Source organism: Armatimonadota bacterium (assembly GCA_031081675.1).
Classification (GTDB): domain Bacteria; phylum Sysuimicrobiota; class Sysuimicrobiia; order Sysuimicrobiales; family Kaftiobacteriaceae; genus Calidihabitans; species Calidihabitans tengchongensis.
The window spans coordinates 61,265-85,275 of record JAVHLZ010000003.1 but is presented as its reverse complement, the minus strand read 5'-3'; the positions used below and the strand labels follow the sequence as shown (position 1 = coordinate 85,275).

The window sequence follows — 24,011 nt, the reverse complement described above, 5'->3', positions numbered from 1 at the left end:
CGGGGGTGAGGCGTGTGCTGCCCAACGTCGGGTGGCCGGAACTGATCGTCATCCTGGTCGTGGCCCTGCTGGTCTTCGGTCCCCACCGGCTGGCCGAGGTCGGAGCGGCCCTGGGGCGGGCTGTCCGGGAGTTCCGCTCCGCAATGGACGACGACCGCCGGCCCGCGGGGAACGATGCAGCGTCTCGCGACCTCCCGCGCGATCCCTGACCGCAGATCCCCGCCGCTCCCGCACGGTGTCCTGCCCTCTGCTATAATTCCCTGCGTCTAGCCGGTCGTCTGGTCCGGAGGGAGCGGCGGTGAGCGAATCCCGGATTGTCCTTCCCGGCTTCGGGACAACGGAGTCTCTTCTTCTGTGGGCTGTCCTGGTCACCAGCGCCGTGGCCCTGGCGTACGGCCTGGCGCTGCGCCGGCGCGTCCTGGCCCGGGATCCGGGTCCGGCGGCGATGGTGCGGGTGGCGTCGGCGATCCAGGAGGGTGCCCTCGCCTACCTGCACCGACAGCTGCGGGCCATGCTGCCGGTGGTGGCGATTCTGACCGCAGGATTGTACCTGCTGTACCGCCCCATCTACGCGGACCGGCCGGTGCTGGCGGCCGGCGTGGCGGCGGCGTTCCTGCTGGGGTGTCTGGCATCCTACGGCGCGGGGTATGTGGGGATGACCTCGGCGGTGGCCGGCAACGTGCGCGTCGCCCAGGCGGCGCGGCGCAGTTACCGGGACGCTCTGCAGGTCGCCTTCCAGGCCGGGACCATCTCGGGGATGTTCACCGTCGGGCTGGGCCTGCTGGGCGCCACGGTGATCTTCCTGTTGTTCCGGGAAGAGGCGATGCGGGTGCTGGTGGGATTCGGCTTCGGCGGGTCCCTGGTGGCGGCCTTCATGCGGGTGGGGGGCGGCATCTACACCAAGGCCGCCGACGTGGGCGCCGACCTGGTGGGGAAGGTGGAGGTGGGCATCCCCGAGGACGACCCCCGCAACGCCGCCGTCATCGCCGACAACGTGGGCGACAACGTGGGCGACTGCGCCGGCATGGCCGCCGACGTGTTTGAAAGCTACGAGGTGACGCTGGTGGCGGCCATCATCCTGGGGGCGGCGACGCTGCTGGATCCGGCGTTCGTGGCGTGGGCGGGCGGCCCCGGCCCGGCGCGGGACCTCGCCCTCAAGCTGGTCATCTTTCCCCTGCTGGTGCGGGCGGTGGGGGTGTGTGCCTCCCTGGCAGGTACCTGGCTGGTTCGCGGCCGGGACGAGGACGCGGGCGATCCCATGCGGCCCATCAACCGGGGGTTCTGGGCGGCCGCGGGACTGTCGGTGGCGGGCTTCGGCCTGGTCAATGTGCTGTACCTTACAGATCCCTCCACCAGAGCGCCCGACTTGCGGTTCTTCCTGGCCACCCTGACGGGGATCGTACTGGCGGTGATTATCGGGTGGCTGACCGAGGTCTTCACCCATCCCGACCGGCGGCCGGTGACCGAGATCGCGTACGCGTCCCGAACCGGGGCGGCCACCCTCCTGCTGACCGGCCTGGGCACGGGATTGGAGAGCACCGTGTGGGCCATCGGCGCCATCGCGGTGACCCTGCTGGCCTCGTACACGATCTTCGGCGGGTCGGTCGCCCTGGCGGCCTACGGCATTGCTCTGGCGGGCCTGGGGCTGCTCACCACCACCGGGTTCATCCTGGCCATGGACACCTTCGGTCCCATCGTGGACAACGCCAACGGCATCTTCGAGATGTCCGGGGTGGGGCAGGAGGAGCGGGCCGGCCGCATCGTGGCCCGGCTGGACCAGGTGGGCAACACGACCAAGGCCCTCACCAAGGGATTCGCCATCGCCACCGCCGTCGTCGCCGCCATCGCCCTGTTCCGGTCGTTCGTGGACGAGGCGCGGCTGTTCGTGACCGCCGGGGAGGTGGCCGGCGCCGGACCCCGGGCGGTCGCCGTCCTGCTGGAGCGGGTGGGGATTCAGGTGAATCTGCCTCTGGTTTTCGTCGGCCTCCTGGCGGGCGGCGCCGTGCCCTTCCTGGTGTCCGCCTTCCTCATCCGGGCTGTGGGGCGGTCGGCGTTCCTGGTGGTGGAGGAGGTCCGCCGTCAGTTCCGGGAGATCCCCGGGCTGCTGGAGGGGCGCGCCCGCCCCGACTATTCCCGGTGCGTGGACATCGTCACCCGGGCGGCCCAGCGGGAGCTGCTGGGGCCGGGCATGATCGCCATCGGCGCGCCGGTTGTGGTGGGGTTCGGCCTGGGGGCGGCGCCCCTGGGGGCCTATCTGGCGGGGGCGATCCTGACGGCGCAGCTGCTGGCGGTCTTCATGGCCAACACCGGCGGGGCGTGGGACAACGCCAAGAAGAAGATCGAAGACGGCTACCTGGGTGGCAAAGGCACGGAGGTGCACCGGGCGGCGGTGATCGGCGACACCGTCGGCGACCCTCTCAAGGACACCGCCGGCCCCGCCCTCAACCCGCTCATCAAGGTGATGAACCTGGTGGCGATCCTCATCGTCCCGGTGGTGACCCGCCCTCTGCCCGCAGCGGTGCGGGTGCTGGTGGTCGCCGGCGCGGCGGTCCTGGTAGGGGCGGCGGTGCTGGCCAGTCGCCGGGCGGCCCTGCCGGTCCCGGCGGGTCCGGTGGCCGCCCAGCCGGCGCGCTGAGAACCCCTCGGGCGGCGCGCGGGAAAACCCTCTCCGCGCCGTCTGCCGGAGAGACGGTCGATGATCGGCAGCGTGCTCCGCCGCGTCCTGATCGGCCCTCCCCTCCCGACCTCGCAGCTCATCCACGAGCGCGTCTCGAAAGTCAAGGGGCTGGCGGTCTTTTCGTCGGACGCCCTGTCCAGCACGGCGTACGCCACCGAGGAGATCCTGATCGTCCTCAGCGCGGCCGGCGCGGGTGCCCTGTCCCTGAGCGTGCCCATCGCGGGGGCCATCGCCGCGGTTCTGGCGGTGGTGGCGTTTTCGTACTACCAGACCATCCACGCCTACCCGTCCGGAGGCGGGGCCTACATCGTGGCCCACGACAACCTGGGGCTGTGGCCGGGCCTGGTGGCGGCGGCGGCGCTGCTGATCGACTATGCGCTGACCGTGTCGGTGAGCATCTCCTCGGGCGTGGCGGCGGTCACCTCCGCCGTCCCGGCCCTGTACGGCCAGCGCGTTCCGCTGGCCCTGCTGGCCATCGCCCTGGTGGCGACCATCAACCTCCGGGGGGTCCGGGAGTCGGCAGCGGTGTTTGCCGTGCCCACCTATCTGTTCGTGGGGGCCGTGGGGGCGCTGGTGGTGGTGGGTCTGGGTCGCTCTTTCGGCCACTCCCCGCCCCCTCCTCCGGAGACCACAGCCGGCCCGGCGTCTCTGTCGGCGTGGCTGGTCCTCCGGGCGTTCGCCTCGGGATCGACGGCCCTCACCGGCGTGGAGGCCATCAGCAACGGGATCCCCGCCTTTTATCCGCCCGAGGCCCGCAACGCCGGGATCACGCTGCTGTGGATGGCCGGGATCCTGGGCGCGCTGTTCATGGGCATCACCACCCTGGCCCACCAGCTGGGGATCTCCCCGCACCCGCAGGAGACCGTGCTCTCCCAGATCGCCCGCTCCGTCTTCGGCACCGGGGGCATGTACTACCTCGTCCAGGCGGCCACCAGCCTGATCCTGATCCTGGCCGCCAACACCAGCTTTGCCGACTTCCCGCGGCTGTCGGCCATCCTCGCCCGGGACGGGTTTCTGCCGCGCCAGCTGGCCAACCTGGGCGACCGGCTGGTGTTTGCCAACGGGATCGTGCTCCTGGCTCTGGTCAGCGGCCTGCTGGTCGCGGCGTTCCACGCCAGCACCCACGCCCTGATCCCCCTGTACGCGGTGGGTGTGTTTCTGGCCTTCACTCTGTCCCAGGCCGGTATGGTCAGACGGTGGTGGACCCGGCGGGAGCCGGGGTGGCGGCTGCACATGCTGATCAACGGAGTGGGCGCGTCGGTCACCTGCCTGGTCCTGACGGTGGTGGTGGTCACCAAGTTCGTCCACGGCGCGTGGATTGTGGCCCTGCTCATCCCCGGATGCGTCGCGACGATGCGGCTCGTCCACCACCACTACCAGGATGTGCGGCGGCAGCTGACCCTGGAGGGAGCGCGTCTACCCGAGCCGATCCGCCATCACAAGGTGGTGGTGCCGGTGGGGGGCATCCACCGGGGAGTCCTCCCGGCCCTGCGGTATGCCCGCTCCCTCAGCGACGATGTGACGGCGGTCCTGGTGGACATCGATCCTCAGCGCACCCGGGAGACGGTGGAGAAGTGGCCGCGGTGGGCTCCGGGAATCCCTCTGCGGGTCCTGCCGTCCCCCTACCGGTCCCTCACCGGGCCTCTGCTGACGTATCTGGATACCCTGGAGTGGGAGGTGGGGTTCGACCAGCAGTTGACGATCGTGCTGCCAGAATTCGTCCCCGAAAAGTGGTGGCACTTTCTGCTGCACGGCCAGAACGCCCTGCTGCTGAAGGTGGCCCTGTATTTCAGGCGGAGCCGGGCTGGCCAGCGCGTGCCGGTGGTGACCAGCGTCCCCTACTATCTGGGCGGTACAGACCGGCCACCTCCGCCGGCAGCGCCGCAGGCCGCGCGACCGCTGTGGGCTCTGGGGGGCCTGCTGGTGGTGGTGGGGGTTGCGCTGAGCCTGGGCGTGGCCCATGCCTGGCCGGCGATCCTGCAGCAGGCGCTGGGGATGGCAGTCGTGCTCCTCGTGGCGGTGTTCGCCTTCGTGTTGATCGTACGGTCGTTGTAGCGGCGGCGCGCTCCTCGGAGGGGCTGGCCGCTGTGAACCACCCCTGACCACCTGGGGGAGCTGCGCTCCCCCGCACCCCCTCCGAGCCAGGGGTTCGAATCCTCGGGGATGTCGCGCCAAGAGAGATGGTGGCCCCAAGGGGATTCGAACCCCTGTCTCGGCCTTGAGAGGGCCGCGTCCTGGGCCGGGCTAGACGATGGGGCCGACCGGCCTCATTATAGCGGACGGATCGGGAGCGGGGGAGCGCGGGTCGTGTGGGCGGTTCGTGGCGACAACGGATCCCGCTGTCTGCCGCAGCGCCCGCGCCGTACAATGGGGGCAGGATGATCACCGCCGACGAAGCCATCCAGCGGTTCGCTGCGGCCATCGCGCGGGTGGATCCCCGCCTGGAGCTGGACCGGGGCGCGGTCCGCTACGTCAGGGAGCCGTATCCCGGCGTGGAGTTCGGGCTGCGGCTCGGCGGGGCCGGCGCACTGCTGTTCATGCCCGAGGCCGATCTGGTCGCCGACGACTGGCTGGACCGGCTGGTCCGGCGGTTCGAGGCGGCCAGGAACTACCTGGCGAAGTTCCCCCAGGCCGCGACGCGGCCTGGGGGCAGATCCTGAGCGGCTCCGGGATGGCGACCTCCCTGTCCAGGGCCATCGCCTACATCCGCGACCACGGAGACGAACTGGAGCGGGCCCGCCTGGCCGGCCTGCTGGGCTGGCCGGCGCCCGAACCACGGGTGGCACGGGCGCTGCTGGGCCGGCAGAACGACGACGGCGGGTTTCCCTACGGCCTGCTTCCCGGTCGCCCGTCGTCGCTGGCCGCCACCGTGGCGGCGCTGCGGTGGATGGACGACCTGCGCCTGCTGGGCTCTCCGGCCGCCGAGCGCGCGGCAGCCTACCTGCTGATGGTCCAGCGCCCCGCGGGCGCCTGGGAGGAGAGCCCGGCGGTCCTGCCGTTTCACCCCCGTCCCCTGCACCGACCGGGCGATGCCCGCGCGCGGGTGTACGGGACGGCTCAGGCGGCCATGTGGCTGATCCGCCTGGTGGGCGCGCGGCACGACGCCGTCCTGCGGGCCGCCCGCTACCTGCGCGGAGCCGTCCAGGCGAATGTCGACCCGCCGGTGGGCGCGCTGGCGGCGGCCGTGCTGATGGCGGTGGACGGGGTGTCGCCAGCCGCGGCGGACGCGGTGCGCCGGCTTCCCGACGAGGCGTGGTCTCCCGCCCTCCAGGCCGATGCCCTCGCGGTGCTCCACGTGGCGGGGGTGCCGGCGTCCGACGGGCTGGTGGCCGACGGGATCCGCCGACTGCTGGCCTGGCAGCGCCCCGGCGGCGGGTGGGCGAGTGACGATGGCCCGGACCACGACGTGGATGTGTCCCTGCACGCGCTGGGAGTCCTGCTGCGCTTCGGCACCTGGCCCCGCTCCGCATGACGCCGGCGGTTTGCCGCCGCCGGCGGCCGCCCGTATAATCAAAAGGCTGCGCGCTGCGCGCCGCCGTCCGTCTGGTGGCGGGAGGCCGCGCGGCTCACGGACCCCATGAGCCCCAGGCTGCGGTCCTATCTGCGACGACACGCCCGATCGTACGTCGCCGGATTTGTGGTGGGCACGCTGGCGTCGGGCCTGCTGATGCTCGACCCGCTGGTCCTGCGCCTGGGAGTGGATGCCATCGCCGCCGGAGCCGGCGGGACCGTCCTGCTGCGGTATGCGGCCGCCCTGGTGGGGCTGCACCTGCTGGCGTGGATCCTGCGCTACCTGTGGCGGATGCAGATCCTGGGCGCGTCCCGGCGCATCGAGGCCGAGATCCGCAACGACTTCTTCGCCCACCTGCAGCGCCTGCACCCCGGGTTCTTCCAGCACACCCGCACCGGCGACCTCATGACCCGGGCGGTCAGCGACCTGTCGGCGGTGCAGCGGTTCATCGGCCCGGGGCTCATGCACGTGTCCAACACGGTGGTCCTGGCGGCCATCGCGGTGGGCTTCATGCTGTCCATCGACATCCGCCTGACCCTCTACCTGATGGTCATCCTGCCCCTGGTGAGCCTGACCTTCGTTGTCCTGGGTCCCGTGATCCACCGGCAGTATGAGGCCGCCCAGGAGCAGTTCAGCCGGCTGTCCACCCGCGCCCAGGAGAACTTCTCCGGCATCCGGGTGGTCAAGGCCTTTGCCCAGGAACCCTACGAGATCGAGGCGTTCGCCGAGCTCAACCGCGAGTACATCCGCCGCAACCTGGCGGTGATCCGGACCGAGGGGGCCCTGTGGCCGCTGATGAGCTTCTTCCTGGGCCTGGCGGCGGTGGTGCTGCTGTGGCAGGGCGGGCAGGCGGTGGTGGCCGGGCGCATCACCCTGGGGCAGTTCGTCCAGTTCGTGGGCTACCTGACCCAGCTGTCCTGGCCCATGGTGGCCCTGGGGTGGGTGGTCAACCTGATGCAGCGCGGGCGCGCGTCCATGGCCCGCCTGGAGGAGATCCTGCGCCAGCGGCCCCGGATCGCCGACCCTCCTGACGCCCGCCCCCTGCCCGCCGCCCGGGGGGAGATCGAGTTCCGCCGGGTCAGCGTGGTCTTCGACGGCGTGCCGGCCCTGCAGGATGTCTCCCTGCGCATCCCCGCCGGGACCACCCTGGCAGTGGTGGGTCCGACGGGGTCGGGCAAGAGCACCCTGGTGGCGCTGATCCCCCGGCTGCTGGACCCCACGCGGGGCGAGGTCCTGGTGGACGGCGTGGACGTGCGCCGGTACCGGCTGGGCGACCTGCGGCGCCAGATCGGCATGGTGACCCAGGACCCCTTCCTGTTCTCGGACACCCTGCGGGAGAACATCGCCTACGGCCTGGACGCCGTCGACGACACCATCGTGCGGCGGGCGGCCCGGATCGCCCACCTGGACGCCGACGTGGCGGAGTTCCCCCACGGCTACGACACGGTGGTGGGCGAGCGGGGCGTCACCCTGTCGGGCGGCCAGAAGCAGCGCGTCGCCCTGGCGCGGGCGGTGGCCCGCGATCCCCGCATCCTGATCCTGGACGACGCCTTCAGCAGCGTGGACACCCACACCGAGGAGGCGATCCTCTCCGCCCTGCGGGAGGTGATCGCGTCCCGCACGTGCATCCTGATCTCCCATCGGATTTCCACCGTGCGCCACGCGGACCAGATCGTGGTCCTGGACGGCGGGCGGATCGTGGAGCAGGGCACCCACGAGCAGCTGCTGGCCCGGGGCGGCCTGTACGCCGACCTGTACCACAAGCAGCTGCTGGAGCAGGAGCTGGAGGAGACCGAGGTGGACCCCGTGTGAGCGTGCTGCCGCCCGACGACGACATCCTGGGCAAGGCCTACGACGCGCGCCTGATGCGGCGGCTGCTCCGCTACGTCCGTCCCTACCGGGGCGCGGTGGCGGGCTCGGTGGCCCTGCTGTTGCTGGCGGCGGCCGCCGACCTGGCCGGGCCGTATTTCGTCAAGGTGGCCATCGACCGGCACATCCGGGTCGGCGACTTCGCCGGGGTGGCCCGGGTGGCCGCCCTCTTCCTGGCCACCCTGGCCGCGGGCGCGGGCGTGCGCTACGCCCAGAACTATCTCACCCAGGTCCTGGGCCAGAAGGTGACGTACGACCTGCGCATGGAGCTGTTTGCCCACATGCAGCGCCTGGCGGTGGCGTTTTACGCCCGGCACCCGGTGGGGCGGCTGATGACCCGCATCACCAACGACGTGGACACCCTGTACGAGATGGTGACCTCAGGCGTGGTGACGGTGTTCGGCGACGTCTTCCTGCTGGTGGGCGTGGTGGCGGCCCTGGTGTGGCTGGACTGGAGGCTGGCCCTGCTGGCCCTGGCCGTGGTGCCGGCCCTGGTGGCCGTCACCGGGTGGTTCCAGGCCCGCTCCCGGGAGTCCTACCGGGCCATCCGGGTGCGGATCGCGCGCATCAACGCCTACCTCAACGAGAACATCACCGGCATGGCGGTGGTGCAGCTGTTCAACCGGGAGCGGCGCAACTTCCTGACGTTCGACCGGCTCAACCGCGACCATCTGGCGGCCCACCTCCAGGCCCACCGGACGTTCGCCCTGTTCTTCCCCTCGGTGGGGTTTCTGGGCGCGGTGGCCACGGCGCTGCTGCTGTGGTATGGCGGCGGGCAGGTGGTGCGGCAGGCGGTGACCCTGGGCGTGCTGGTGGCGGCCATGCAGTATACCGAGCGCTTCTTCCGCCCCATCCAGGATCTGGCGGAGAAGTACAACATCCTGCAGGCGGCCATGGCCAGCTCCGAGAGGATCTTCCGGGTGCTGGACGAGCCGGTCACCGTGCAGGATCCCCCGGATCCTGTCCCGCTGCCGCGGGTGCGGGGCGAGGTGGAGTTCCGCAACGTCTGGTTCGCCTACCCGGCCACCGAGCGCGCCGAGGGGCACGCGGCCGCCTCCCCGCGCCCGCGGCCCGCCGCCGGGGAGCCCCCGCTGCCGCCCGGGACCGAGGGGTGGGTTCTGCGGGGGGTGTCGTTCCGGATCCGCCCCGGCGAGAGCGTGGCGGTGGTGGGGCACACCGGGGCCGGCAAGACCAGCATCATCAACCTGCTGCTGCGCTTTTACGACCCCCAGTACGGTCAGGTGCTGGTGGACGGCGTGGACGTGCGCCGGTACGCCCAGCGGGACCTGCGCCGGCACATGGGGCTGGTTCTGCAGGACGTGTTCCTGTTCTCGGGCACCATCGCGTCCAACATCCGCCTGGGCACGCCGGGCATCGACGACGGGCAGGTGCGCCGGGCGGCGGAGTTCGTGAACGCCCACCGGTTCATCGAGCGGCTGCCGGAGGGCTACGCCACCCCGGTGGTGGAGCGGGGCGCCACCCTGTCGGCCGGCCAGCGCCAGCTCATCGCCTTCGCCCGCGCCCTCGCCCACAACCCCGACATCCTGCTGATCCTGGACGAGGCGACCAGCAGCGTGGATACCGACACGGAGCTGATGATCCAGGACGCCCTGCGCCGGATCCGGGTAGGGCGGACGTCCATCATCATCGCCCACCGGCTGTCCACCATCCAGGACGTGGACCGGATCCTGGTCCTGCACAAGGGGCGGGTCGCGGAGGAGGGCACGCACCGGGAGCTGCTGGCCCGGGGCGGCATCTACACGAAGCTCTACCAGCTCCAGTACCGGGACCAGGAGGTGCGGGCGGCGGTGCCGGGTCCGCGGCGCAGTCCCGATGGCGGGTAGCACCGGGTGGAGGGGTGCGATGGACGCACAGCAGGCGCTGGCGGCGGTGCGGGCGGTGCTGGTCCAGGCCCTGGACGACCGGCGGGGGCTGGTGGTCTACACCCGGCTGGACGCCCTGGAGATGGACCAGCGGGCCCGGGCGGTGGAGCGGGAGGCGCTGGAGAAGGTCCGCCGGCTGCTGGAAGGCGCTCCTCCCGACCGCCTGCTGGAGCAGGTGCGGGTGCGGTTGGGGCGGATGGACGAGGCTCTGGCCGCCCTGGCCTCCCGCACGGGGATCGACGAGCGGTCCCGGGCGCTGGAGCGGGACGACATCGTCTGGCGCGCCTTCGAGGACATCGCCTGGCTGCTGGGCGTGGTCTGAGTGCCCCGGCCTGTCCGGGGGCGGTGGGGTTCCGCGGCGGGGCGGAATTCCGGAAGGACGCGGGACCGCCGGCAGCCGCGTGCCTAGCGGCGCTTCTTGCCGCCTCCCCGCTTGGCCTCGGTGTTGCGCTTGAGGTCCAGCAGGCGCTCCTCGCTTTCCTTGAGGAACGCCTTCAGCTTCTCTTCGAAGGACGTCTTGGCCCGGGCCCGGGCCGCGCGCTCTTCGGGGGACAGGGCCTGCTTGACCGAAAGGTCCAGCTTGCCCCGCTCGTTGACGCCGAGGATCTTGACCTTGACCTTCTGCTGCTCCTTGAGGTAGTCGCGCACGTCCTTGACGTACGTATCGGCGATCTCCCGGATGTGCACCAAGCCGCTGCGGCCGTCCGGGAGCTCCACAAACGCTCCGTAGTTGGTGATTTTGACCACAGTGCCTTCTACGATGCTTCCGACGTCCACGCTCATGCGCCGCTCCGCCGGGCCTCCTTCCTGGGGATGATGCGGCCGCATTATACGGCCCCCTCTTCGGGAGTGTCAATCAGCCTCCGGTCCGAGCCGCCCGCCCCGTCCGGGCCCCGTGCGCGGGGCCGACAGCCCGGTCGGGACGACGCCAGGGGCCCTCAGGCTCTAGCGGGTCAGCACACTCCGCAGCCCCCGCCACAGGCGCCGGGGCCACCCGTCGCGGGGCGGCGGAGCCGGCGGGGCGGCGGGCGGCGGCGGGGAGGCGGGGACGATCAGCAGGGCCACCTCGTCGGGCCGGACCAGCCCCAGCTGTTCCCGGGCCAGTTTCTCGATGTACGCGGGGGTGTGCAGCAGGCGGATCTCCTCGCGCAGGGCCGCGTTCTGGCGGATCAGGTCGGTCCGCAGCCGCTGCAGGCGCGCGGCTTCCCGTTCCAGCCGGTAGACCTCCAGGGTTGCCGAGCCGAAGACCGCGGCGGCGACCGCCCCGACAGCGGCCGCCGCGGCGCCCACCGCCAGCCGGCGGCGACTGCGGCCGCGCAAGACCGCGGAACCCAGGCTCACGCCGGATGCTCCTTGTGGTGCGTCGATGAAGGCATCGGCTGGCCCCGGCGCGCCCTCGGGGCGCGCCGGCGCAGACAGCCGGACTGCGCGACGATGCTCCGTCGGTCCCGGATGGCCCGGGATGTCCCCCAGGAAGTTGGCTGCGGACCGGAGGGTCTCCTGCCGACGGGCGCGGCGGATCAGGCGGGGGAGCGCCCGGCCGGCCGCCGGGTGACGGCCTGCCATCCGGCAAACCGGGCGCGGTCGCCGAGGTCTTCCTCGATGCGCAGCAGCTGGTTGTACTTGCAGACCCGCTCGCCCCGGGAGGGTGCGCCGGTCTTGATCTGCCCCGCGCGGGTGGCCACCGCCAGGTCGGCGATGGTGGTGTCCTCGGTCTCCCCCGAGCGGTGGGAGATGATGATGCCGTAACCCGCCTGCCGGGCCAGGGCCACGGTCTCCAGGGTCTCGGTGAGGGTGCCGATCTGATTGACCTTCACCAGGACGGCCGTGGCCACGCCCAGGGAGATCCCGCGCCGGACCCGCTCCGGGTGGGTGACGAAGAGATCGTCGCCCACCAGCTGCACCCGGCCGCCCAGGCGGGCGGTGAGGGTCTTCCAGTCCTCCCACGCGTCCTCGGCCAGGCCGTCCTCCAGCGAGACGATGGGATACGAGGCGCACAGTCGCTCGTAGTATGCGATCAGGTCCTCGGGCGCGCGCCGGACGCCCTCGCCCGGAAAGGCGTAGACGCCGCCCTGCAGCAGGTTGGTGGCGGCGACGTCCAGCGCCACGGCCACGTGGTCCCCCGGCCGGTAGCCGGCGGCCTCGATGGCGGCCAGCAGGGCGTCCAGGGCTTCCTCGGTGGAGCGCAGGGCGGGGGCGAACCCTCCCTCGTCGCCCACCGATGTGCTCAGACCCCGCTGGCGCAGCAGGCGCCCCAGGGCGTGGAATGTCTCGGCCCCCATGCGCAGGGCCTCGGAGAAGGAGGGGGCGCCGCCGGGGACGATCATGAACTCCTGCACGTCCAGGGGGTTATCGGCGTGGAGGCCGCCGTTGATGACGTTCATCAGCGGCACCGGCAGCGTGCGAGCGTCGTCCCCGCCCAGGTGCCGGTACAGGGGCACCCCCCGGGATGCCGCCGCCGCCCGGGCCACGGCCAGGGAGACGCCCAGGATCGCGTTGGCGCCCAGGCGTGACTTGTTGGGCGTGCCGTCCAGCTCCGCCAGCAGGCGGTCCAGCCCGGCCTGGTCGTCGGCGTCCCGCCCCACGATCCGGGGTCCGATCACCTCGGTCACGTGGGCCACCGCCCGGCGCACGCCCCGCCCGCCGTACCGGGAGCGGTCGCCGTCCCGCAGCTCCAGCGCCTCGTGGGCTCCGGTGGAGGCGCCCGACGGTACCGCCGCGCGTCCGGTGGCGCCGTCGCTGAGGCGGACCTCCACCTCCACGGTGGGATATCCCCGGGAGTCCAGGATCTCGCGCGCGCGGACAGAGGCAATGGCGGCCATGGTTGTCAGACCTCGGGGTCCGGAGTGCGGGAGGGGAGGTCATCCGCCTCCCCCCGCTTCAACGTTCCGACGTTTCAACGCTCCACCGCTTCCCTCAGCGCTCCAGCGCCTCACGCTGTGCATCGGGGGCGTCCGGCAGGTCGCTCACCCGCAGGCGGGTGAGGATCTCCACGGGAGCGTCCGGGCCGGGATGGTCGGGGAGGGCCCGCACCCGGGCCACCACCCGCCTGTCGCCCAGGGTGAGGGTGATGATGTCTCCCTCCCGCACCGGCGACGACGGCCGGGCCGGCACGCCATTGAGCCGCACCCGTCCGGCCGCGCACAGGTCGCGGGCCACGGCCCTCCGGCGGACCAGCCGGCTGGCCTGCAGGAACTTGTCCAGCCGCATGCCGGCCCTCCGCCTATTCGGTGGGGCGGTCTGTCCGGACGATCCGCGCCTGGGCGCGCACGGTCTGCAGCCACTGCTGGAACGCCGCCTCCTGCTTGCTGGCCAGCAGCCGCTGGCGCACCTGCTCGCGCACCTGGTCCAGCGTGGCGGCCACCGGCGGGCGGCGCTCCAGCAGCTGGATGATGTGATACCCATACTGGGTGCGCACGACCCCCGAGACCTGCCCGGGTTGCAGGGAAAACGCCACCTGCTCGAATTCGGGGACCAGCTGACCCCGGCTCACCCACCCCAGGTCCCCGCCCCGTTCCCGGCTGTCGGCGTCCCGCGAGTACTGGCGGGCCAGCGCGTCGAAGAGCTCGCCTCGCCGCAGGCGGCCCAGCACCAGCTCGGCGACCCGCTGATCGTCCAGCAGGATGTGCCGCACGCGGACCTGCTCGGGGCGGTCGAACTCGCCGCGGTGCTCCCGGAAGTAGCGCACCACCTCGTCCTCGCTCACCGTCACCGGGGCCACGCGGGTGAGCAGCCGGCGCACCGCCAGGGAGCTGCGCAGGCGCGAGCGCAGGTCGGCCAGGGTGAGGCGGCGCTGGGCCAGCGCCGCCTCGAAGTCGGCGTCGGTGGGGAAGGTGCGGCGGATCTCCGCCACCTGAGCGTCCACGTCGGCCTCGGTGGGCAGCGCGTTGTGCAGGCGCGCCTGCTGCAGGATCAGCCGCTGGTCGATGAGCTGGTCCAGGACGATCCGGGCGATCTCCCGGCGCTGGCGGCGGCCGTCGGGGGTGGAGGCGTCGATCCCGTACTGGCGGGCGATGGCGTCCACCTCGGCGTCCAGCTCCCGCTGGTAGATCACCTCGCCGTTCACCGAGGCCGCCACCGCCGTGCCCCGGCGCATGCCCGCGGTGAGGGCGGCCACCGCGCCGGCGCCCAGCAGGAGCCCGATGGCGATGAGGACTGCGGTGCGCGCGCGTCCGCCCATGACACCCCCTGTTTCTGCCGACGGCGGCCACGGCGTGCGAGGCCGCCGTTTCATGCTACCCTCCGGGTCCGGAGGCCGCAACCCCGGCGGGCTCGCGGCGGCGCGTGAGCCCCCGCAGGGCGTCCAGGACCTGGCGCACCGCTTCCACGTCGGCGGCCTGGGCGGGCCCCGGCGCCTGCAGGCGCAGGACGGGGCCGGACACCGTCAGCCGTCCCCGGAACCGGCCGACGAGGCGGGCCTCTTCCTCCGGAGACAGGGTCCACCCGGCCGCGGGGCGGATCAGGATGCGGTCGTGCTCGCGGGTGATGGACGCCATCCCGGCGTCCCGCGCCAGTTCCCGCAGCCGCAGCAGGTCCAGCAACGCCGCCGCCGGCGGCGGGGGCGGCCCGTAGCGGTCGACGATCTCGTCGGCCACGCCGTCGGCCTCCTCCGGGGTGCGGGCCGCGGCCATCTTCCGGTACATGGCCATGCGCTGGCCCTCGTCGGGGATGTAGTCCTGCGGCAGGTAGGCGTCCAGGCCCAGGTCGATGGTGGGGGCGGGGGCCTCCTCCACCGCCTGCCCGCGCAGTTCCCGCACGGCCTCGTCCAGCAGGCGGGTGTACAGCTCAAAGCCCACCGCCGCCAGGTGTCCATGCTGCTCGGGGCCCAGCAGGTTGCCGGCGCCCCGGATCTCCAGATCCCGCAGGGCCAGCTTGAAGCCCGAGCCCAGCTCGACGAACTCCCGCATGGCTTCCAGACGCTGGCGGGCCTCCTCGGTCAGCGCCGCCCCCCGCGGGTACAGCAGGTAGCAGTAGGCCTGCCGGTCCGACCGCCCCACCCGCCCCCGCAGCTGGTACAGCTGGGACAGGCCCATCAGGTGCGCATCCTCGATGAGGATGGTGTTGACCCGGGGGATGTCCAGGCCGATTTCCACGATGGTGGTGCAGACCAGGACGTCGAACCGCCCGCCCAGAAAGTCCAGCATCACCTGCTCCAGCCGGTCTTCGGGCATCTGCCCGTGGGCCACCGCCACTCTGGCCTCGGGCACCAGGGCCCGGATGCGCCGCGCCGCCCGCTCGATGGTCTCCACCCGGTTGTGGACCACGTACACCTGCCCGCCCCGGTCCAGCTCGCGCAGGATGGCGGCGCGCACCAGGGCGTCGTCGTAGGGGCGGACCTCGGTGTGGATGGGCAGCCGGGCCTCGGGCGGCGTCTCCATCACCGACATGTCCCGCAGTCCCACCAGGGACATGTGCAGGGTGCGGGGGATGGGCGTGGCGGTGAGGGCGAGCACGTCCACGGTGGCCCGCAGTTTCTTCAGGTGCTCCTTGTGGCGGACGCCGAACCGCTGCTCCTCGTCGATGATCACCAGGCCCAGGTTGCGGAAGCGCACGTCGGGCTGCAGCAGCCGGTGGGTGCCGATGACGATGTCCACGGTCCCCGCCGCCAGCCCCTCCAGGACCTTGCGCTGCTCGGCGCGGCTGCGGAAGCGGCTGAGGACCTCCACCGTCACCGGGTAGGGGGCCAGACGCTTGAGGAAGACGGTGTAGTGCTGCTGAGCCAGGACCGTGGTGGGCACCAGCACGGCCACCTGCCGGCCGTCCATGACGGCCTTGAACGCGGCCCGCAGGGCCACCTCGGTCTTGCCATAGCCCACGTCCCCGGCGATGAGGCGGTCCATGGGACGGGGGGACTCCATGTCCCTCTTGACATCCTGGATGGCCAGCCACTGGTCGGGGGTTTCCTCGAACTCGAAGGTGGCCTCCAGCTCCTGCTGCCAGGGCGTGTCGGGGCCGAAGGCGTGCCCCTGCGCCGTCTCCCGCAGGGCGTACAGCTGCAGCAGCTCCCGGGCCAGCTCCCGGGCGGCCTCCCGCACGCGCTTCTTCTCCCGCTCCCACTCGGCGCCCCCCAGGCGGTGGATGCGGGGCTGCTGGCCCTCCACGCCGATGTAGCGCTGCACCAGGTCGATCTGGTCGGTGGGCACGTACAGCCGGTCGCCCTGGGCATACTCCAGCTCCAGGTAGTCCCTCTCGGCGCCGCCCATCAGCAGGCGGACCATTCCCCGGTAGATGCCGATACCGTGGTGCACGTGCACCACCAGGTCGCCCGGGGAGAGATCCGTCCACGAGTACAGGCGGACGCCCTCCCGGAAGCGCATCCGCCGCCGCCGGCGCCGCCAGCCCACGATCTCGCTGTCGGTGACCACCACCAGGTCCAGAGGGTCCATCTGGAATCCGCCCGACAGCGGGCCGTCGGCCACCGCCACCTGCCCCGGCGCCGGCACCTCCCCGGGGCCGGCCGGCGCCACTCCCGGCACGCCGTGGTCGGAGAGAATTTCCCGAATCCGGTGACTCTGGGTGGTGACCACCACGATCCGCCGGCCCGCCGCCTGCCACTCCTGCAGGCGGCGGCTGAGCAGGCGCATCTGTCCGGCGAAGGTCTCCACGCCGGCGCAGGGCAGAGTGACCTCCATGTCGGCCCGGAAGGACGGGTGCAGGGTGGAGAGGCTCAGGCGGCGCAGAGTCTGCCCGCCGGACTCCAGGGCGTCCCAGTCCAGCAGCCCCCCGTCGCCGGCGTGCTCCCGCAGGGCGCGGCACTGGCGGCGCAGCTCGTCGGGCTCGTCGTAGACCAGGAGGGAGCCCCCGGGCAGGTAGTCCAGGAGGGTGGCTGTGCCGGGGCGGTCATCCGCCGGCGGGACCACCACCTCGGCCACGGTGCCGGTGCTGCGCTGGGTCGAGGGGTCGAACACCCGCAGGGACTCGATGTCGTCGCCCAGCCACTCGGCCCGCACCGGGCGGTCCAGGTGCGGGGGGAAGAGGTCCACGATCCCGCCGCGGACGGCGAACTGCCCTTTGGACTCGACCAGCTCCACCCGCGTGTAGCCGGAGGCATGCAGGTATTCCACCAGCGCATCCCGGTCGGTCCGCTGGCCCGCCGCCAGGATCCGGGCCGAGGCGCGCAGCTCGGCGGCCGAGGGCACCGGCCGCAGCAGAGCACCCACCGGGGCCAGGACCCAGGCGGGGTCGCCCTGGCCCAGGCGCAGCATCACCGCCAGGCGCTCGCCGGCCACCTGCGGGGACGGCGGCTCCTCGGGCCGCAGGAGGTCCGGCTGGGGGAAGAACACGACGCGGCCCTCCAGGTCGGAGCGGAAGGTGAGCAGGTCGTCGTGCAGGCGGTCGGCGGCGTCCTGGGACGGGCAGATCACCAGGACGTGACCTCGGGCGAGGGTCAGGTCCTCCGCCAGCGCGGCCAGAAGATATGCCTTCTCCGCGCGGGCAGGGCCGACCACCAGCGGATGGCGGCCGTCCCGCAGGGCGGCGAGGGCGCGGGCGTACTCGGGCAGGTTCCGCAGCAGGGGCAGCAGCCCCGACAGCGTCCCGATCGCGCTTCGCCCCGGGTGTACGACACCCCGAGACGTGGCCACAACAATTCATTGTATCGGACCCGGTGCGCGGGAGCCAGGATCGGGATGTGGCGGGCGCGCGCCCGCGTCCACCGCCACCGCCCCCACCCCGACCAGGGCCGCCAGCCCCAGCGACAGGAAGGCCCACCCCCACCCGCCGCCGGTGGCATCCAGGATCACCCCGACGAGGGCGGGGGAGATGGCGGTGGCCACAAACCCCACCGCCGACTGGGCCGCCAGGGTGGCACCCAGGCTGTGGGGCGCGGCGGATTCGGCCACCGCCGTGGACAGGGTGGACGACTCGGCGGTGACCAGCAGGCCGTAGATCACCGCCAGGGCCAGGACCGCGGCGGCGCCCAGGGGCGGTGTCCAGCCGATGATCGCCGAGCAGGCCGCCGAGGCGCTGAGGAACAGGACGATGGTGCGCCGCCGGCCCAGGTGGTCCGACAGCCACCCCCCGGCGGCGTTGCTGGCGGCGCCGGCCAGCAGGACCAGCGAGGCGAACGTTGCCCCGCGCGAGGCGGCCGCCTCCAGGGACAGACCCCGGCCGGCCCACAGGGTCGTCAGAAACGCCGGCAGCCACGCCCGCATGCCGAACAGCTCCCAGTTGTGGGCGGCGTACGCCGTGATCAGACGCAGCGCGCGCACGTTGCGCCACACTCCGGCGGCCGCCATCCGCAGGGAGGCGGGAGCGCGGGGCGGGTCGCGGACGATCCGGAAGGCCACCACCGCTGCCAGCAGCGGCCCGGCGGAGGCGACGGCGAACGCCAGGCGCCAGCCCGCGCGCAACAGGAGGCCGGTGAGCAGCAGCGACAGGCTGGCGCCCACGGAGAAGCAGGCGATGTAGATGCCCATGGCCGCGCCCCGGCGGGCGGCGGGAAACGCCTCCACTACGAGCCGCATGCCCGGCACATAGGTGCCGGCCAGACCCGCCCCGGCCAGCGCCCGGAGGACCAGGGCGGACCCGAAGCCCCCGGCGGCGACGGCGAACAGCGCCGAGGCGACGGCGTTCCACAGGGCACCGGCCAGGTAGATCGCCCGCACCCCCACCACGTCGGTGAGGGTGGACAGGGCCAGGACCGCCGCGGCGTAGCCCAGCTGCTGGCCGGCGAACACGGTCCCGGCCTGGGAGGCGGACATCTGCCACTGCCGGCGCAGCACGGGCAGCGCGGCCGAGTAGGAGGCGAAGGTGAGCATGGTGAGGACCTCGGCGAGGCTGAGCAGGGCCAGCCACCGCCACGGTCCTCCGCCGCCTGAGGCCGGGCGGGCGTCCACGGTGTCTCTCCTCTCACCCGAGCCCTCTCCCCGAGGGAGAGGAACCGGTTCTGAATGCACTGCGGGATCCGGGATCGGAGATCAGTTCCCTCACCCGGGCCCTCTCCCGGAGGGAGAGGCAAGCGTCTCGGGCGGCGCGGACGCGGCCCCGCCCGGGCGTCACTTGAGGACGGCCAGCTCCACCGGTTCCACCTTGCGGTAGACGTCGCGGGGATGGCGGCGGACCCCGTCCACCGTCAGCAGGCGCTCGACGGGGATGTCGAACAGCCTCTCGTTCTCTTCCAGGTACGGCAGGATGACGGCCCAGTCGGCGTCGGTGAGCGCGGCATACCGCCCGCCGTTGAGCTGCTCGTCGTCCAGCCGGCGGTGGGGGTCGCGGACGTAGATGGCGCCGCCGCTGGCCAGGGAAAACAGGTTGCCGCCGGGATACGGCGTGTCCAGGTCGGCGATGGTCCCGTCGGGCTCGACGCGGATCCCGTTGAGGATGCAGAACCCTCCGCCGTGCAGGGGGTCGCCGGCCATGAACGACTCGGCCAGGTAGTCCAGGGCGGTGCCGTTGATGACGACCCGGGGCCGGCCCACGGCGTTGATCAGCGGGCGGCCGGCGGCGTTGCCCAGGATGTAGACCTCCCCGCCCTTGGCGCCGTACAGCAGGGTCTGGCCCACGCTGCCGTGGATCACCAGGCGTCCCGCCTTGAGGATCTGGCCCACCTGGTCCTGGGCGTCGCCGTGCACGCGGATCTCCATGCCGTCCAGGCCCGAGCCCAGGTAGTCCCCGGGACTGCCGTAGACATCGATCCGCACGCCGGCGGTCCGGGGGCCGAACCCTACGCCCACAAAGCGCTGGCCCCGCACGCTGAAGACCACATACCGCCGCCAGCCGGCCTCGTAGGCGGCCACCAGGGTCCGGGCGAGACTGTCCGGGCCTTCGGAGGGGAAGCCCTCGGCGTCCACCACCAGCGTGTGGTCGGGCGCCGGCGGCGGGACCAGCTCCGGACGGCCGGCCCAGGCCAGCCGGTGCCAGGGACCGTCGGCCGGCAGCGGCGGCACCTCCCGGAGCACCCCGTACAGCGCCCCGTGCAGCAGGGCCAGGACGGAGCTGCGCTTTTTGCGTCCGGCGGGCAGCCGGCGGTCGATGAGCCAGGTCAGGACCCCCACCGCCATCTCCCGCGCCCGCGGATCGCGCCGGGCGCGGTGGCGGACCGCCCGCAGCCAGCCCACCAGCGCCTCGTAGTCCCACTCGGCCAGCCCCCGGCGGGCCTGTCCCCGCAGGGCCTCCTCGGAGCCGAAGTCGGGCGACGGAACGCCCGCCGCCCCGCCGATGGGCCGGGCGGTGAGGGCCGGCGGCCGCAGGCGGATCAGGGGGACGTAGGGCTCCTGACCCGGCGGTACCGAGACCGGCTGTCCGAACTTGTTGGTGCAGACCAGCATGCCGTCCGGCGTCACCGTGAACACGAACGCGCCCCCGTCGGTGTACGAGCCGCCCCGGGCGTTCCAGTACAGGTCGGCCACCGGCCCCACCCGGGGATCCTCGTGGTGCAGGCTGGCCAGGGTGGCATCGATGGCCTGTTTCTCGCTGGCCACGACGCCGACGCTGACGCCGGCGCCTTCCTGGAGGGCAAAGACCTGCGGCCGCAACATCGAGGTGTCGGTGATGCCGATGAGCTGCCACGCCTGGGCCGCCCGCGCTGCCGCTGTCCCGCGGTCCCGCCCTCCCGCCACGGTGCGCGCGATGATGAAGAACCACGGGCCGTCGGGCGAGCCGTGGATGTGGGTGGCCTGCAGGGCGCGGTAGATCCGCTGGCGGTCCGGAGGCAGCATCAGGAAGTCCCGTTCGGTCGTGGGCGCCAGGGCCTCGATCACGTGCTCCAGGGGATAGCCATACGTCCGGGCCCACAGGTCGAACAGCAGCACCGCCACCTCGGTGTCGGTCAGAAACAGCGGGTACAGGTGGCGCTGGGCCAGGTACTCGCTGACCGCGTGGTAGTTGGCGAAGTCGCCGTTGTGGACCAGGGCCACGTCCAGGGCCGCGAAGGGGTGGGCGCCGCCGGGGTGCCACACCCGCCCCTTGGTGGGGTATCGCTGGTGGCCGATCCACACCCGGGCCTGCAGGTCCTCCAGGCGGTAGTAGCGCAGCGCCTGCTCGGCGTAGCCGACGATCTTGAAGACCAGCAGGTCGCGCCCGTACGAGAGGACGAACGCCCGCCGCCGGTCGGCGGCGTACAGGGAGCGGTTGAGGCGGAAGGCCCACTGGGAGATGTACTCGTCCTCGGCTGTCCGCCGGTCCACATCCTCCAGGCCGTGCGCGGCGATGAAGGCGTCCAGGACGTCCTCCCGCACCCGGGCGAAGCACCGCCACACGTCCGGGGGGCGGACCTCCAGCCCCTCCACCTCCCGGTGGTCGTCCAGGGTGGGCGCGGGACCGCCGGCGCGGACATCCAGGGCGGGCTCGACGAACTGGCGGACCACGTCGTCGTAGGCCGACGGCTCCAGCAGCGCCACCTGGATCAGGTAGTCCTCCCGCAGGGTCCGCTCGTCCACGCCCAGCTGCTCGGGCACGAGCCCGGCGGCGGCCAGCCCTCCGCCTTTGCCGTTGCCGCGGTTGTGCATCTGCCGGCAGGGGGCCAGGATGTGCCGGCCCCGCACCGGCGCCGAGCACGCCAGCCCCACCACGCCGCAGCCGCCCTCGGCCTCCGCCTTGCCGCGCCGGCCGCCCGGGGGCGGGGTGAGGCAGCGCCGGGACGCGATCAGCCGGGAGAGGGCCTCGGGCCTCATCGGGCGTCCTCCGCGGGCGGGCGGTCCAGGTAGACCAGCAGGTCGGTCCGGCCCCGCAGCGCCCGGATCGAGCGCAGGCCCAGCGCCCGCAGCAGGTCCGCCAGCTGGATCGCCCACGCCCGGTAGAGGTTGGCGATGCGGCCGGCCGCCCAGGCCGGGTCGATCAGCCGCGACAGGTCGGGATCGGTGGTGGTGATGCCGAACGGGCACCCCCTGCCCTTCTCGCAGTCGGCCAGCCGCGTGCAGCCCATGGCCACCAGGTCGGCCATCCCGACGACCGCGCCGTCGGCGCCCAGGGCGATGCACTTGGCGATGTCGTAGGCGGTGCGGATGCCGCCGCTGGCCATCAGCACGATCTCGTCCCGGATCCCCTCCTGCTCCAGGAACCGGTGCACCTTGGGGATGGCGTACTCGATGGGCATGGCGATGTTCTTCTTGGCGATCTCGGGCGCGGCGCCGGTCCCCCCGTACCCGCCGTCCAGGTGGACGATGTGGGCCCCGGCGTAGTAGATGCCCACCGCCACCATGTCCACGTCGGTGGGGGTGCTGACCTTGACCGCCACCACGGCCCGGGGGTTGACGGTGCGGATCCAGTCCACGTGCTTCTTGTGGTCCTCCACCGAGTAGACGCTGTGGAAGGGGAACGGCGAGAACAGCGACGTCCACGCCACCGCCTCCCGCATCAGCGCCACCGCCTCGGTGGTCTTGCCCCCCAGCAGGTGACCGCCCAGCCCCGGCTTGGCGCCCTGGGCGTACTTGAACTCCACGAACCGCGCCCGCTGGATGGTCTCTTCCCGCACCCCGAACAGGCCGGTCGCCACCTGGGTGATGACGTGGTCGGCGTAGGGGATCAGCTCGTCCGGGTACCCGCCCTCCCCGGTGCTGGTGAAGGTGCCGATCTCCCGGGCGGCCATGGCCCGCGCCAGCATGGTCTGCAGGCTCACCGATCCGAAGGACATCCCGCCCCCGTACCAGGGCACGGGGAGGGTGATCGGCGGGCCGTCCCCGCGGCGGTTGAGCGGCAGAGAGAGGTCCACCGGGGTGTCGGGAGGCAGGGCGGCCGGCGTGACGCCGTCCACCTCGCTGACGAAACGCAGGATGTCGAATCCTCCGCCCGAGCGTCCCACCCGGTACTCCCCGCGCTCGGGCGGGCGGCCGGTGGCCGCCTGCACCCACGTCGCCTGCAGCAGGTCCGCCGTCCACCGCAGGTCGCCCATGGCGGGCACCTGGTCCGGCGGCGGCTCGGGGGGCGCGGGCCGGATGTGGACACACAGGGACCGGAACGCCCGCTCCTCCTCGGGCTGGAAGATGGCCCGGCCCGCTTCGCCGCGCAGCCGGCGGACCTCGCGCATGCCCATGGCGCCCAGCACTTCCAGCAGCTGGTCCCGCCACGCCGCCATGAGGTTCACCAGGCGCTGGGCCCCCCACTCCGGGCTGAAGTCCCCCGCCTCGGCGGCGCAGGCGGACCGGTCCGCCCACAGGGCGCACCCGAAGGCCACCGGCAGGATGACGTCCACCGCCACCAGGTCCGCGCCGCAGATGAGGGCCTTGGGGACGTGCTCGGCGGCGGCGATGCCCCCGCTGGCCAGCAGGGTCACCTCATCCCGGATGCCGCACTCTACCAGGTGTCGGTGGATCTCCCGCAGGGCGTCGGCCACAAAACCCCGCCGGCTGCGCCCGTACTCGTCGGCGGCCAGGTGGACCACCTCGGCGCCCGCCCGCACCATCCGCTCCACGGTGTCCGGATCGGCGTGGTCCAGGGGCACATGCCACCCTACCACCAGGTCGGGCCGCCTGGCCTTCAGCCGGCCCGTCGCCTCCGGGTCGGCGCCCTCCACCTCCACGTAGGGGGCCGCCCGCCAGAGGGCCGCGCACCGGTCCACCTCGTCGGGGCGCAGGCGCGGGGCGACCGCGGCGCGGACGTCGGCCAGGTCGTCGCCCCACTGCTCCGGGACGATGATGGCCAGGGTGCCCAGCCGCTGAGCCGCCAGGACTGCGGCCCGGATCGGGGCCCGGGTCGGGGCGGGAAACGGATAGGGGTTGAACACCACCGGAAGCGGCACCGTGAGCAGCGTGAGCCGCGGCTCTTCGCCCGGCGTCAGGTGGGGCGGCGTGCGCCCCAGGTCCACGGCGGTGGAGATGTACTCCCGTCCGTGGATGCCGTCCCGGGTGGGGCGGACGATCTCGGACATGTCCAGCCAGATGGCGTCAAACCCCGGACCCGCAAACGGCCCGCCGTAGCCCGCTCCCGAAATGGGGATGCGGCCGGTGGCGGCCATGTACCAGGTCTGGGTGATGATCTCCGGCGTCCAGTAGGGGTCGCCCCGGCCGGGCGTGGGAAACGGGGGGTGCCCGTACTTCACGTAGTCGTCGTTCTCCCCGAGCAGAAAGCGGGCCGGGGGCGACCACGGCAGGGGCGCGGGGGACGTCTCGATGTGGTAGCGGGATCTCAGCGGCAT

General features: G+C 72.8%; 17 protein-coding genes and 1 tRNA gene. 8 read left to right on the top strand and 10 right to left on the bottom strand.

Annotated features, from left to right (window positions below):
• The first annotated feature begins 5 nt into the window (after positions 1–5).
• The 3 genes from RB150_01910 to RB150_01900 all read left to right on the top strand — a co-directional run bounded on the left by RB150_01910 (position 6) and on the right by RB150_01900 (position 4,732).
• The gene (locus tag RB150_01910) at positions 6–209 is read left to right on the top strand and encodes a twin-arginine translocase TatA/TatE family subunit (GenBank protein MDQ7819294.1); all 204 of its coding nucleotides are present in this window, start codon (positions 6–8) and stop codon (positions 207–209) included.
• 89 nt (positions 210–298) lie between these two features.
• Entirely contained in the window at positions 299–2,635 is a 2,337-nt protein-coding gene (locus RB150_01905; GenBank protein ID MDQ7819293.1) for a sodium-translocating pyrophosphatase, read from the top strand.
• 60 nt (positions 2,636–2,695) lie between these two features.
• The gene (locus tag RB150_01900) at positions 2,696–4,732 is read left to right on the top strand and encodes an APC family permease (GenBank protein MDQ7819292.1); all 2,037 of its coding nucleotides are present in this window, start codon (positions 2,696–2,698) and stop codon (positions 4,730–4,732) included.
• A gap of 126 nt (positions 4,733–4,858) precedes the next feature.
• Here RB150_01900 and RB150_01895 read toward each other — a convergent pair.
• A tRNA-Glu gene (locus RB150_01895) sits at positions 4,859–4,936 on the bottom strand.
• 119 nt (positions 4,937–5,055) lie between these two features.
• Between RB150_01895 and RB150_01890 the strand changes: the two genes are divergently transcribed.
• From RB150_01890 to RB150_01870, 5 genes are all read left to right on the top strand, one after another.
• Complete coding sequence (locus tag RB150_01890) at positions 5,056–5,337, top strand: hypothetical protein (GenBank protein ID MDQ7819291.1); 282 nt, start codon at positions 5,056–5,058, stop codon at positions 5,335–5,337.
• Between the two features lie 11 nt (positions 5,338–5,348).
• On the top strand, positions 5,349–6,149 hold the full coding sequence (locus tag RB150_01885; GenBank protein ID MDQ7819290.1) for a prenyltransferase/squalene oxidase repeat-containing protein: 801 nt from the start codon (positions 5,349–5,351) through the stop codon (positions 6,147–6,149).
• Positions 6,150–6,254: 105 nt separating this feature from the next.
• Positions 6,255–8,000, top strand: coding sequence for an ABC transporter ATP-binding protein (locus RB150_01880; protein MDQ7819289.1), 1,746 nt, complete (start codon positions 6,255–6,257; stop codon positions 7,998–8,000).
• Positions 7,997–9,901 carry an ABC transporter ATP-binding protein gene (locus tag RB150_01875; protein ID MDQ7819288.1) on the top strand — a complete coding sequence of 635 codons (1,905 nt, stop codon included), beginning with the start codon at positions 7,997–7,999 and terminating at the stop codon, positions 9,899–9,901. The genes RB150_01880 and RB150_01875 overlap by 4 nt, the downstream gene beginning before the upstream one ends.
• Before the next feature lie 19 nt (positions 9,902–9,920).
• Positions 9,921–10,262: a hypothetical protein gene (locus tag RB150_01870; protein MDQ7819287.1), complete on the top strand. Its 342-nt coding sequence runs from the start codon at positions 9,921–9,923 to the stop codon at positions 10,260–10,262.
• Between the two features lie 83 nt (positions 10,263–10,345).
• Here RB150_01870 and RB150_01865 read toward each other — a convergent pair whose 3' ends face one another.
• The 9 genes from RB150_01865 to RB150_01825 all read right to left on the bottom strand — a co-directional run bounded on the left by RB150_01865 (position 10,346) and on the right by RB150_01825 (position 24,011).
• Positions 10,346–10,723, bottom strand: a complete 378-nt coding sequence (locus tag RB150_01865; GenBank protein ID MDQ7819286.1) for a S1 RNA-binding domain-containing protein — start codon at positions 10,721–10,723, stop codon at positions 10,346–10,348.
• Positions 10,724–10,885: 162 nt separating this feature from the next.
• Positions 10,886–11,281 carry a septum formation initiator family protein gene (locus RB150_01860; protein ID MDQ7819285.1) on the bottom strand — a complete coding sequence of 132 codons (396 nt, stop codon included), beginning with the start codon at positions 11,279–11,281 and terminating at the stop codon, positions 10,886–10,888.
• A 179-nt stretch (positions 11,282–11,460) separates the two neighbouring features.
• A complete protein-coding gene (gene eno, locus RB150_01855; protein MDQ7819284.1) occupies positions 11,461–12,762 on the bottom strand; it encodes a phosphopyruvate hydratase in 1,302 nt (433 codons plus the stop codon).
• Positions 12,763–12,856: 94 nt separating this feature from the next.
• On the bottom strand, positions 12,857–13,150 hold the full coding sequence (locus tag RB150_01850; protein MDQ7819283.1) for a S4 domain-containing protein: 294 nt from the start codon (positions 13,148–13,150) through the stop codon (positions 12,857–12,859).
• Positions 13,151–13,163: 13 nt separating this feature from the next.
• Positions 13,164–14,120, bottom strand: a complete 957-nt coding sequence (locus RB150_01845; GenBank protein ID MDQ7819282.1) for a peptidylprolyl isomerase — start codon at positions 14,118–14,120, stop codon at positions 13,164–13,166.
• Positions 14,121–14,175: 55 nt separating this feature from the next.
• Positions 14,176–17,523, bottom strand: coding sequence for a transcription-repair coupling factor (gene mfd / locus RB150_01840; GenBank protein MDQ7819281.1), 3,348 nt, complete (start codon positions 17,521–17,523; stop codon positions 14,176–14,178).
• A 6-nt stretch (positions 17,524–17,529) separates the two neighbouring features.
• Positions 17,530–18,777, bottom strand: coding sequence for an MFS transporter (locus RB150_01835; protein ID MDQ7819280.1), 1,248 nt, complete (start codon positions 18,775–18,777; stop codon positions 17,530–17,532).
• Positions 18,778–18,936: 159 nt separating this feature from the next.
• Positions 18,937–21,552, bottom strand: a complete 2,616-nt coding sequence (locus RB150_01830; protein ID MDQ7819279.1) for a glutamate synthase — start codon at positions 21,550–21,552, stop codon at positions 18,937–18,939.
• Complete coding sequence (locus tag RB150_01825; protein MDQ7819278.1) at positions 21,549–24,011, bottom strand: glutamate synthase-related protein; 2,463 nt, start codon at positions 24,009–24,011, stop codon at positions 21,549–21,551. Before RB150_01825 ends, RB150_01830 begins: the two co-directional genes overlap by 4 nt.